Genomic DNA, 12,360 nt, shown 5'->3' on the forward strand with positions numbered 1-12,360 from the left:
GCTTTTTTTCAAAGCGGAAATATTCAACTTTTTCTTTTCGCCAACAGACTGTGCTTTCTTTCCCAATTCGATTAAAGAAAAAAGGCCCGGTTTGTAGGCATATCCATTCTTCAAAAAAGTGGAGTCCTGAGTAGTTGCATAGGCAATCTTCTGGAAGTCGGGCAATGGTTCTGAAGTGATCAGGAATCCATTGGTATCACGCATACAAAAGATGGCATGGGTCGCACCCGGAGGCATGATTGACTCGCACCGTCCATTCTCAATTTTAGCTGGAGCTTGTAACCATTCCTCCCGGTGTCCTCGGGTTTTATCAAATTCTTTGGGATTGAGCGTGTAGAGTAAGTGAGCCTCCTTAATTTCAGCCTTATTTTTTTCAGACTGAAAGGTTACCCATACGCGGTCCTTTTTTGAACCAAGCTGGAGAATTTTAGGATAAGCTGATTTTTCCTCCTTCGTTACCGATGAAGAATTGATATTTCGATAAGGCATTGAAACCCCAGCTTTTTTGAGGAAATTATTTAACTCCTGAAGCATCGAGTTTCGAATCACTGGAAATTGAGCCGCCAGGTTTTTTTGTTCACCGAGATCGTCTGGGCTTTGATCCTCCTTGCGAATACGGAATAATTCCACTGCTTTTTTATTTTCCACCTGCGACCATTTACCTGCATATCCAACCCCTAAATTATTGATCAGTTTCCAATCCCCTTTTCGCATTACAACGGCCATGTGACTTTCCATGGGATAAAACCAAAACAGGGTAGTCCGTTCCTTGCCGTCCGGTTGGATAACCTTGTTTGATTCACCATTGATCAAAGGAAGAATGTTGCACCCGTCCAGTTGGAGCTCGGTATCGGGGGGGAGCCCTGCCATTTCCATGAAAGTCGGGTACAAATCAATCAGGTTGATTGGAGTCTCGCAAGTTGTCCCGGCGGGAACGCCTGGTCCGCGAACAAGAAAAGGTACCCGTAATCCGCCCTCGTAGTTATTCATCTTTCCTCCGCGTAATGGACTATTGTCGGTGATTGGTTCGTGCTGACTTCCCAACCATCCACCGTTATCTGAATCGATAATAATATAGGTGTTGTCGATTAGTTTGTGTCCGGTGTTGCGCGGATCATCCGTTTTTTCGAGGTAGCTAATCACTTTGCCGATACTCCAGTCCACTGTATCGACCATACTTGCGTAGTAGGGGTTGGAATGTCCAGGGATGGCTGGGTTTACTGCTTTCGGATCGGAGGGAAAGGGGATGCCCATTTTTTTACAATAATGTTGGAGACGTTTTTTGTCCCGCGTTCCGATGGGTCCATGAACATAAAAAGGGCAAAAGTTTAGGAAGAATGGTTTGTCTTTATTTTTACGGATAAATCCGACCGCCAACTCAGTTGGTTTGTCATAAGGCCGATCGTCCTCGTCCAATTGGTAGGGATCGTCCGGATGATGGGTGGCAAAATCCGCGAGGCGATGAGGAACAATGCGTTGCCAGGAACCGCCAAAGGAATTCCTTTTCCCATCCTTTGGGTTCCATAATTCTTCATCATTGTAAAAGAGGGACCCTCCGTTTTTTTCCAAAAATCCAAAATCAAATCCCTGATCGGTGGGGAAAGGGAAACCTCTGTACTTCCCGCCGGCATGCCATTTTCCTACATGACCGCTAAAGTAGCCCGCTTGTTTTAAGGTTTCTGGAATCATCGGTTCCTCTACCGGTAATCCATATAGGTAATAGGGCGGAATTAGGGGAATTTTGCTTTGGTGTGGACGGGGTAACTGCCCGCCAGTCACGCTGTAAACCCCAGTGTTGACTGGGTATTGACCACGTAAAAAAGATACTCTTGAAGGTGCACATACAGGGGAAGGTGCATAGGCTTCGGTAAAACGTCTGCCGGTACGGGTCAGTTTGTCGAGGTGTGGGGTTTCATAAACTGTATTGCCATCGACTTTATGGCTGGCGATATCCTGCCAACCCAAATCATCCACCATAATGTGAACAATGTTCGGCTTGGGGGAAGCGAACAGAAGAGAGGTGCAAAACAGTCCGTAAAAGTTGAGGGATGGAATTTTCATAGATTTTATTTCTCCTCTCAAAAACCAGACTATTCAGCAATGGGAATCATTCGTGAGAGAAATAATTAATTCCTCCCTATCAATGCGGAAAATAAGGTTAGGCCCTTGGCCTTAAGATAAAAGGCGGCGTAGAGTTTCGTCTACCACCTTAGGGTTTGCCTGTCCGCGGGTCGCTTTCATTACCGCTCCTTTGAGGGCGTTGATGGCTCCCTCCTTACCCCCACGGAACTTTTCTGCGGCATCGGAATCATTGGCAATGGCATCGGCACAGATTCCTTCAATCTCTCCGTTATCAGATTTTTGGTCGAGTCCCTTTTCTTTAATTAAATCAGATACTGTTTTTCCACTGGTAAACATCTCGGGAAATAATTCCTTGGCCACATTGTTGGTCAATTTTCCATCCTCGATCAGGTTGATCAATTCAGCGAGGTTTTGTGGGGATACTGGACAGGACTGGGGAGTCATTACTTTATCCGATTCTTCGGAGAATTCATCCACCTTGTTAGCCTGTGAAAGTTCACGCAATAAATCATTGACCACCCAGTTAGCCGTCTTGGTCGCAGATTTTGCCAGGTCGGTAGCTTCTTCAAAATAGGCACAGAGCAAATGATCTCCACAGAGGGAAGAAGTGGCAGAGTAGGGAAGGTTCATGTCCTTCTGGTAGCGCCGTTGCTTGTCGAAGGGTTTTTCTGGAAGTTCCTTGGCTACCCGTTCAATCCATGCCTCATCTATTTTTACCGGCATCAGGTCGGGGTCTGGGAAATAGCGGTAATCATGTGCCATTTCCTTAGTCCTCATGGGAGTGGTGTACTTTTGTTCAGGGTTCCATCGCCGGGTTTCCTGAATAATCTCTGTACCTTCTTCGATGGCTCGAACCTGGCGACGAATTTCATATTCCACCCCATTCCGTACGCCGGATATCGTATTTAAATTTTTTATTTCCACCTTAGTTCCCAAAGTGGTTGTACCCTTCGGACGCACACTGATATTGGCATCGCAACGCAACTGGCCTTTTTCCATATCGCAGGCAGAAATCCCGGCAGCGACTAAAGAATTGCGCAGGGAAGTAAGGTAAGCAAAGACTTCTTCGGGACTGTGCATATCCGGTTCGCTGACAATTTCCAGTAAGGGAGAGCCAGCACGGTTGTAATCGACCAAACTGTCCTGTTCATAATGGGTTAGTTTTCCCACATCCTCTTCCAAGTGGATACGGGTCAGTTCGACCATACGATGGCTACCCATTTTTGCGGGATTTTCTCCGGGCATTTCAATCTCCACCTTTCCACCCTCGCAGATCGGCTGATCAAATTGAGAGATTTGATAATTTTTGGGCATGTCCGGATAGAAATAGTTTTTTCGATCCCATTTACAGACCTCAGCAATTTTACAACCAAGTAATAATCCAACCTTGATGGATTTTTCGATCGCATCCCTGTTCATCACTGGCAAGGCACCTGGCAGACCAAGGACCACGGGATCGGTCAGTGTGTTTGGCGGTTGTCCAAATCCGGTGCCCACCCGGGTGAACATTTTCGAACGGGTGTTCAATTGAACATGTACTTCCAGGCCAATAACTGCTTCGTATTCCATCTTCTCTATCAGAGGTTGGGAGCCTGGCGTCCGTACAAATGATCACGATCATAAGCATGGGCGATATTGAGCAGGCTGGACTCCTCGAACGCTTGCCCGATCAATTGCATACCAACGGGTAGTCCGGATTGAGTAAATCCGCAAGGCACCGAGATCCCGGGAAGTCCGGCAAGGTTGGTTGATATGGTGAAGATATCGCTCAGATACATTGAAATTGGATCTTCGCTCTTTTCTCCAAATTTAAAGGCTGGCGTGGGAGCGGTTGGGGTGAGGACGGCGTCCACCTCTTTAAATACCCTCTCGAAATCCTGTCGAATCAAGGTTCGGGCCTTTTGGGCACGCAGGTAATAAGCATCGTAATATCCACTACTCAAACCATAGGCACCAAGAAGGCAGCGGCGTTTTACTTCCGCCCCGAACCCTTCGCCACGGCTCTTGGCATATACATCGATCGCATTTTGTGCACGGTTGCTCCGGGAGGTGTAGCGAATACCATCGTATCGTGCCAGGTTGGAGGAAGCCTCCGCGGTCGCGATAACATAGTAAACCGGGATGGAAAGATCGGTCGAAGGTAGGCTAACTTCTTTAGTTTGATACCCGAGAGAGCGGTAATGCTCAATGCTTTGTTCGACCTTCGCCCGTACTTCATCATCCATACCAGGGCCGAAGAATTCTTTGGGCAATCCAATCACACCCGCTTGTGCAGGTTTTTTCAATTCCGCAGAATAGGATGGTATCTCCTTAGGGAAACTTGTGGAGTCGAGCGGATCATGTCCGGATATAGTTTCGAGCAGGAGCGCCGTATCTTCAACCGTGGTTGAAAAAGGACCGATCTGATCGAGGGAAGATGCAAAAGCGGCAAGTCCGTAGCGCGAGACCATACCATAGGTAGGTTTCATCCCAACCACTCCACAAAGGGATGCGGGCTGGCGGATCGATCCTCCAGTGTCAGAACCAAGGGAAAGGGGAACTTCTCTGGCAGCAACCGCGGCAGAGCTTCCCCCACTGCTTCCCCCAGGTACTCGCTCGAGATCCCATGGATTACGGGTGGGGCCATAGGCGGAATTCTCTGTGGATGAACCCATGGCAAATTCGTCAAGGTTCAGACGACCAGCTACCACAGCACCAGCTTGCTTCAACTTTACGGTGACGGTTGCATCGTAAGGAGATCGATAATTTTCTAAAATCTTGCTGGCCGCGGTAAGGGGTTGATCTTTTACCGAGATCACATCCTTCAATCCTACAGGTATACCATCGAGCGGGCTCAAGCATTCTCCTGTTGAGCGTCTCTCGTCGGATGCTTTGGCCTGGGCCAGGGCATCCTCCTTATCGAGGTGCAAAAAAGCGTGAACTTTTTCGTCCACTGTTTCCACTCGTTCAATCATTGCCTGAGTCAGTTCGACGGAACTGATCTTGCCCGCAGTCAAATCAGCGGATAATTCCGTTGCGGTCTTAAATATGGGGGAGTCTTGGGACATTGAATACCTCTTTACTCCTCAATTACTTTAGGTACCACCACCTGGTCCTGTCTGGATTGGGGGGCGTTTTTCAATGCCTCTAAAGCAGAAAATCCCTTCTTGGATTCATCCTGGTCCCATACATTATACCGGGGGAAGGCATGGGCTGTAGGTTCAACGCCATCAACTTTCAATTCCTGCAACTTTTCAAAATACTTCAACACATCCCCAAGTTGTTTTTGGTAGGTTGTTTTTTCTTCATCGCTCAGTTCGATTCTTGCCAAATTGGCAACATAATCGATGTCCATGGGTGCATCTTCGCTCATCGGATAAAAATATTAGCTTCTCAATTCGTAGGCGGTTCCCGAACGGATACCAATAATCACCTCTTCGAATGCCTGGTTTAATTCTTTCTCTCCCAAAGTACGGTCAGGTGCCCGGAAACGCAGGGTTAGGGCAAGACTCTTCTTTCCCTCCGGTAGTCCTTTGCCTTCGAAGAGATCAAAGATGGTTACCGGATCGACTTCAAATTTTTCTTTTCCGACACCTTGAGCAATCTCTTCAACTCTTATGCGTACCGTCTCGGCTGGTTCCTTTGAATCCACTACTAATGCAAGATCTTTAATGGCTGGGGGGAAGGTGGAAAAAGGAACAAAGTCTACGGTTTTTTTTCGTTTGCTCAGCAATACCGGATCGATCAGCAACTCGGCGGCAAATACAGGGCCCTTGGCTTCCTTTTCTTTTGTTAGCGATAAGCGGATAATGCCCAGGTTAATTTCCAACTTGTTTTTGTGTGCATCTCCCAAACGGGCGGAGTATCCATCCTGCCATGAAGCATCTTCAGAAATGGTGGTCCATAATCCTTTGGGCAGGGTTAGTCCAGTTGAACGAAGCAATGAATTGACTTGGTTTTTCAAGGCAAAAAAATCAAGTGCAGGTTCTTCCTTCCAACCGCGCTCGTTTGAGCGGGCAAAGGCAGCAAATGCCACACTTATCCATTCGACATTTCCCCGAGGCCCCGGTCGAAAAATCCGACCAGTCTCGCATACACGGGTAAGGTCATTCAAATTCTTTTGGTTGTGGGCAAGTGCATCAACCAATCCCGGTAGCAGGGAGGGGCGAACATGGGTATGGTCTGCAGTCAGTGGATTAGACAGGGCAAGTTCATCAGTACATAGATGAGTAAACCAGGATTCCACCTCCGCTGAGGAGCGTAAACTGTAGTGGCAACATTCCTGGTATCCTTGGCCGAGCAAATGATCAACCGCATCCTGTGAAAAATCATAGGAAAGATCATTTTCTCGCTCGAGGGCAGGAAAAACAATTCGTGAATCGGTCAGATCATCGGTTCCACGAAGGCGTAGGTATTCCTCCACCAAATCAATTGGACGTTCAACTTCTGAACGAAAGGAAGGTACGGTCACATCCCAGGGGCCATTTCCAGAAACGGAAAATCCAAGCCTTTTCCACGCTTCGCTTAAGTCTTCACCAGATACGGAAAATCCGCAGGTTTTCTCGACAAAAGTATGTTCAATAGAAATGGTCCGCTCACTACGGGGAGGAGAACCAGAGGATACAAAAGAAGGGGCCAATTCGCCCCCAGCTGTATCTAAAATTAAATCGATTGCCCGGCGGGCGGCGTAGTTAACCCCGGCGGGGTCGACATCCCGGGAAAATCTTTGTGAACTATCACTGTGCAATCCGAGCCGGCGGGCAGTCGAGCGTACAGAACCTGGGCGAAACCACGCGGATTCAAGTACTAGGTCTGTGGTTGAATCATCCACTTCTGCATCAATACTTCCCATAACGCCCGCAACTACTAGTGGACGTTCGGCATCAGCAATGACTAACATATCGCTTTGCAACTTTCTCCCGACCCCATCTAAAGTAGTAATGGATTCATTCTCGTGAGCACGGCGCACAATGATGGAGGAACCCTTGATTTTTTTTGCATCAAAGGCATGAAGGGGTTGCCCGGTTTCGAGTAGCACATAGTTGGTTACATCCACCACATTATTAATCGGCTTTAAACCCATCGCCATTAGGCGTTTTTGTAACCAGTCCGGACTTGGACCAATTTTGACCCCGCGAATGGTCCACAGGGTGTAATATGGACAGGCATCGTCCTCCAGTTGAATTTTATTAAGCAAACAATTTTCATCTGCCTGTTCAACTGCTTCGGCAGATGCCACTAAACTTGGAATTTTTAATTTCTTTTGATAACGGGCAGAAATTTCACGGGCCACGCCTAAATGGCTAAGGCAATCTCCACGGTTGGCAGTGATTTCCAGTTCGAGTACCCGGTCTGAAGAAATGGTATCTTCAATGGGAGTACCAATCACTGGAGAATCGGAAAGAATCATTAAGCCAGCATCATCGTCTCCCAATTTTAATTCCTTGGCACTGCACATCATACCTTCGGAAGCTACGCCGCGCAGTTTTGACTTCTTGATCTTGAAACCACCCGGCAATTTTGCACCGGGTAGGGCAACCGGCACGCGATCACCCACTTGAAAATTAGTCGCTCCGCAAACAATATTAGCCGGTTCATCCGTTCCCACATTTACCTGGCATACACTCAGGCGGTCAGCTTCCGGATGGGGTTGTTTGTCCAGTACCTCACCCACAACAACCTTGTCTAAGGATTCGGGTGTTTCTCCTTCTGGTTCCTCAACCTCCAAGCCAAGCATCGGTAAAACATCGACCAACTCGCCCGTATCCGCTGGCAACTCAACATATTCCTTTAACCATTCTAGGCTTATTTTCATAGAGATCCGGAAAATTGGCTAAGGAAGCGTTGATCGTTTTGATAAAAATGCCGGATATCATCGATTCCGTGAAGAATCATTGTAATCCGTTCGATCCCTACTCCAAAAGCAAACCCACTCCATTCGTCGGGGTCTAAATTTACCAGTTTGAGAACCTCGGGGTCGACCAGTCCACAACCCATAATCTCGATCCATTTATCGCTGAGTTTTCCTAAGTTTGGAGCTTTTAAATCAACTTCAAAACTTGGCTCAGTGAAAGGGAAAAAACTCGGGCGCAAACGGGTTTGTACCTTGGTCCCGAACATTTCTTTGAGAAAGTGATCAAGCACGCCTTTCAGGTCGAGAAGGGTGACTCCACGATCCACGCACAATCCTTCAAGTTGATGAAAGTTTGCGGAATGAGTAGCATCGACAGTGTCTCGACGGAAACAGCGCCCGGGAGCGATAACTCGAAGAGGTGGTTTCTCCCGGAGCATCGTACGAATTTGTACCGAGGATGTATGGGTGCGTAAAAGATGTGCTTCCTTTGCCTTCTTGGAAACATTTGCCCACTTGGAATCGGGAGAAAAGAATAAAGTGTCCTGTTCGTCTCGCGCAGGATGATCTTCCGGGGTGTTCAGTGCATCAAAACAAAACCATTCGGTTTCTGCTTCGGTTGCTTCGGTCACCGTAAATCCAAGTTTTCGAAAAATGGCTACCACTTTTCGCCTGGTTGCACTTAGGGGATGAAGGGATGCTGAACGATTGGGGACAGCAGGCAGGGTAGGGTCGTAAGGCTTTCCCAGAGCAATAAGATCTGCTTGCTCTTCAATGCGGGATAGGGAGTTGGCAAAAAGAGCTTCCACCTGTTTTTTTGCCTGGTTGAGGGCCTGACCAAATGCAGGTTTTTCCTCCCTGGGTAATTTGCCGATCAGTTTGGATGCCTGTGTAAGCGATCCTTTGGGACCGAGTATCACAGCCTTTGCCTGGTCCCAATCTGAACGGTTGGAAATAGTTGCCTGGCTTGCCTCCGCTTGTGAGACAATGGCTTGGAGATCATTCTCCACGCCAATCAAAAGGTTAGCGAGCCCTTAGGCCGCAAGGGCGGTTTTCGCTTTTTCTACCAATTCCTTGAACGCATCTGGTTCATGAATTGCTAGTTCGGAAAGGATCTTACGGTTTAAATCCACATTGATTTTAGTTAATCCGTGAATAAATTCCCCGTAGCGTAGACCTTCTGCACGACAAGCTGCATTGATACGAACAATCCAAAGTTGGCGTATCTCAGAGCGATATTTGCGGCGATGGGCATAGGCATATGCTTCACCTCTGTCTACTGCATCTTTAGCGTAGCGGAAAAGGCGGGATTTATTTCCAAAATATCCGCGAGCTTTCTTTAAAACTTTTTTGCGGCGTTTGCGGGTTGCTGGAACGTTGCGTGCGCGTGGCATGTCTGATGATCTCCTCTACGGTGGTTTAGGTTAAAATTAGCTCGAAAGAGCGTTGATTACACGCTTGGCCATACCCGGTGCTAAAACTTGGTTTTGGCGACCGGCTTGTACCTGCTTGTTAGACTTCTTACGCCGTAAGTGTCTTTGCCCAGGCTTGCGGTGGGTAACTTTGCCGGTTCCGGTGACCTTAAATCTTTTGGCGATTCCTTTATGCGTCTTTCTCATGATGAAATTTTGGAAAAGGTAAATCTATAGCGATTTCACCCACTTCGATCAAGCGAAATGAGTGCTTATCCATCGTAAATTAATAGCCCGAGATAACTTTCATAAGCAAACCACGATGCAAAAAACAAAAATACAGCCCAACATACCATTTTTGTAATCAATTTCCGCAGCCAGTGAGACTGGTGTGTATTGGCTCCGTCATCCCCAAAATCGTGAAAATAATGAACCAAATCACGATCCATCGATCGTCCAGAAATTTTACGATAAGGTTTTCCGTAATTCCTACGTCTTCCCCAATAAATTAAACGAAATAATCTATGAAGCATTTTAAAAAATCAAGGTTCGAGGTATTTTTTCCCGCAGGCCTCTGAAAAGTCCAGCCGGGAAACTGTAGCCATATTTTCCTGTAAGGCCCAAAGATCCGAGCCCACTTCAATTTTTGCCTTGTCCAACCATTCTGTTTTGTAGGTGAGTTGATAGCTTTTTCCATCCTCATTAAGGTCAAATAAACTGTTGAGCTTCAGGGAATTGGCAAAGGTCAGTATGGGATCATGTTCTCCCTTGTATCCAGGGGGATAATTTACATTGTGCACGGTTAATCCCTCCGGTGTTGGCATGCTGGCAATGGTGCAGGCATATTTCGCCGCTGATTCTGCTGCAGCTTCCAAAGTCTTAGCCATTTCACCCGCCACTTTTCCACCACCTTCACGAATCTCGTCAAATTCATTATTGGGCAGGGCAAGGCTAACTGCCATGGCCCGCAAACCCAGAAGGGCACCTTCCATAGCTCCGCCAACTGTACCCGAGGATAAAACCATGGGCATGGTGACATTGTATCCGAGGTTAATTCCACTTACCACTATATCGGGTTCACGATCTAATAAATTTCCCACTGCCAAGTTTACACAGTCTGCGGGGGTGCCATTTACGGAGTAAGCTTCTTTGCCAGGATATTTTTTCAGTTTTTCCGTTTTGAGAGGCTGGTGCCTGGTAATAGCATGGCCGATCCAACTTCGCTCGCCATCCGGAGCACAGGTTATGACCTCGCAATTCTTACTTAGAGCTTCGACAAGTCGAATGAGGAAATTCGAATGGATTCCGTCATCATTGGTTGCTAAAACTAATGGTTTATCTTTATCGCTCATAGATCGTAAGTATTGCCTAGCGAATTCACCGGCATCGGGCAACCGGAAGATTTTTAATGTTAAGAAGTTATTTTTCTGTAAACAAAAAGAGCGGACGCCCGAATGGGACGTCCGCTCTTCTTGGTAAGAAGCTTTGGAGTGTAAAAGCTTGGGTTAGGAGGCTGCCGGTTCGGCGGTTTCTTCCTTCGATTCCTCGTTGGATGATTCCGTATCTTCGGCTGGTTTACTTTCCTCCATCGCGGCACGACGGCTTAGTTTAACACGCCCTTTATCGTCGATCCCGATGCACTTGACGATAATTTCATCTCCAAGTTTGCAAATATCCTCGGTTTTATTGACACGGAAGTCAGCGAGTTCAGAAATGTGGCAAAGTCCTTCCTTGCTTGGTAAGCACTCAACAAAGGCACCAAATTCTTTAACTCCACGAACAATTCCGCGATAAATTTTACCGACTTCGATTTCACCTGTTACTAAATCAACTTCTTCGAGGGCACGTTTCATCGCCTCAGAATTTGTTGCATAGATTCGAACTTTTCCGCTGTTGTCCTCGTCGATATCAATATTGGCACCAGTGACTTCGGTGATGCGGCGAATATTTTTTCCTCCTGGTCCGATCAACGCACCGATTTTTTCGGGGTCAATCTTAACAGTTTCAATACGGGGAGCATGTTCGCGCAATTCGGTACGATGGGAAGGAAGTGCGGCATCCATAACATCAAGAATTTTCATTCTCGCTGCAGTAACCTGTACGACTGCTTCCTTTGCAATATCAAAGGGAAGGCCTTGAATCTTAAGGTCGAGCTGAAATCCAGTTACTCCTTTGCGGGTTCCGCATACCTTGAAGTCCATGTCTCCAAAATGGTCTTCCGCACCAATGATGTCGGTTAGTACCACATGCTTGGTTATGTTTCCGTTCTCATCATGTTGAGATACTAAACCAGTTGAAATACCAGCAACATGGCCGCTGAGGGGAACTCCTGCGTCCATCAATGCGAGTGATCCTCCACAGACACTTGCCATTGAGGTGGATCCATTGGATGACATAATTTCAGAAACTACACGGATGGCGTAGGGGAATTCGTCTTCGGGAGGAAGTACTGGAAGTACAGAACGTTCCGCTAATGCACCGTGACCGATTTCCCTCCGTCCGGTAAATCCAAACCTACCAGCTTCTCCCACCGAAAACGGGGGGAAGTTGTAGTGAAGGATGAAAGACTTGGAGGTCGGTCCGCCAGTCAAACCATCAAGATCCTGAACATCGCGGCTTGTACCAAGGGTGGAAAGAACGAGGGACTGAGTTTCTCCACGGCTAAAGATTGAGGATCCATGAACACGTGGAAGCACTCCCGTTTCGCAGGTTACTTCGCGCAAATCATCCGGTCCACGCCCATCGGCACGCTTTCCTTTAATAAGTATATTTTCGCGGTAAATTTCTTCCTGAATTACTTCAAAAGCCATTTTTACATGATCAGAATCGTAATCATCTCCGAACTTTTCTTCACATGCTTTATCAGCTTCTTCTTTGATCGCATCGACCGCAACTTGGCGCTCTTGTTTGGAATCAGCAAAGATCGCATCTTCCATGCGATTTCCAGTAATTTCACGGCAAAGTTCTAAGACATTGTCTGGTGCCTTGACCAAGTCAAAGTCCTTCTTTTGCTTGCCACAAAGTTCGGCTAATTCG

General features: G+C 47.2%; 10 protein-coding genes. All 10 read right to left on the minus strand.

Features of this window, described 5'->3' with window-relative positions:
- Window positions 1-2,061 (minus strand): sulfatase (locus ACKPQ4_RS07935; RefSeq protein ID WP_407680650.1); only part of this gene is annotated, 2,061 nt, incomplete at its 3' end.
- Between the two features lie 111 nt (window positions 2,062-2,172).
- On the minus strand, window positions 2,173-3,651 hold the full coding sequence (gatB, locus tag ACKPQ4_RS07940) for an Asp-tRNA(Asn)/Glu-tRNA(Gln) amidotransferase subunit GatB (RefSeq protein WP_407680651.1): 1,479 nt from the start codon (window positions 3,649-3,651) through the stop codon (window positions 2,173-2,175).
- 8 nt (window positions 3,652-3,659) lie between these two features.
- A complete protein-coding gene (gene gatA, locus ACKPQ4_RS07945; protein WP_407680652.1) occupies window positions 3,660-5,129 on the minus strand; it encodes an Asp-tRNA(Asn)/Glu-tRNA(Gln) amidotransferase subunit GatA in 1,470 nt (489 codons plus the stop codon).
- 11 nt (window positions 5,130-5,140) lie between these two features.
- Entirely contained in the window at window positions 5,141-5,434 is a 294-nt protein-coding gene (gatC, locus tag ACKPQ4_RS07950) for an Asp-tRNA(Asn)/Glu-tRNA(Gln) amidotransferase subunit GatC (protein WP_407680653.1), read from the minus strand.
- Window positions 5,435-5,446: 12 nt separating this feature from the next.
- On the minus strand, window positions 5,447-7,876 hold the full coding sequence (gene pheT, locus ACKPQ4_RS07955; RefSeq protein ID WP_407680654.1) for a phenylalanine--tRNA ligase subunit beta: 2,430 nt from the start codon (window positions 7,874-7,876) through the stop codon (window positions 5,447-5,449).
- Window positions 7,873-8,922, minus strand: a complete 1,050-nt coding sequence (gene pheS, locus ACKPQ4_RS07960; protein ID WP_407680655.1) for a phenylalanine--tRNA ligase subunit alpha — start codon at window positions 8,920-8,922, stop codon at window positions 7,873-7,875. Before pheS ends, pheT begins: the two co-directional genes overlap by 4 nt.
- A gap of 24 nt (window positions 8,923-8,946) precedes the next feature.
- On the minus strand, window positions 8,947-9,306 hold the full coding sequence (gene rplT / locus ACKPQ4_RS07965; protein ID WP_407680656.1) for a 50S ribosomal protein L20: 360 nt from the start codon (window positions 9,304-9,306) through the stop codon (window positions 8,947-8,949).
- A gap of 36 nt (window positions 9,307-9,342) precedes the next feature.
- Entirely contained in the window at window positions 9,343-9,531 is a 189-nt protein-coding gene (gene rpmI / locus ACKPQ4_RS07970; protein WP_407680657.1) for a 50S ribosomal protein L35, read from the minus strand.
- 335 nt (window positions 9,532-9,866) lie between these two features.
- Entirely contained in the window at window positions 9,867-10,676 is an 810-nt protein-coding gene (surE, locus tag ACKPQ4_RS07975; RefSeq protein WP_407680658.1) for a 5'/3'-nucleotidase SurE, read from the minus strand.
- 153 nt (window positions 10,677-10,829) lie between these two features.
- Window positions 10,830-12,360: polyribonucleotide nucleotidyltransferase (gene pnp, locus ACKPQ4_RS07980; RefSeq protein ID WP_407680659.1), on the minus strand; the 1,531-nt coding region annotated here is incomplete at its 5' end.

Origin of the sequence: Candidatus Chordibacter forsetii, assembly GCF_964187505.1 — a bacterium.
In the GTDB taxonomy this organism is placed as follows: Bacteria; Verrucomicrobiota; Verrucomicrobiia; order Opitutales; family Seribacteraceae; genus Chordibacter; species Chordibacter forsetii.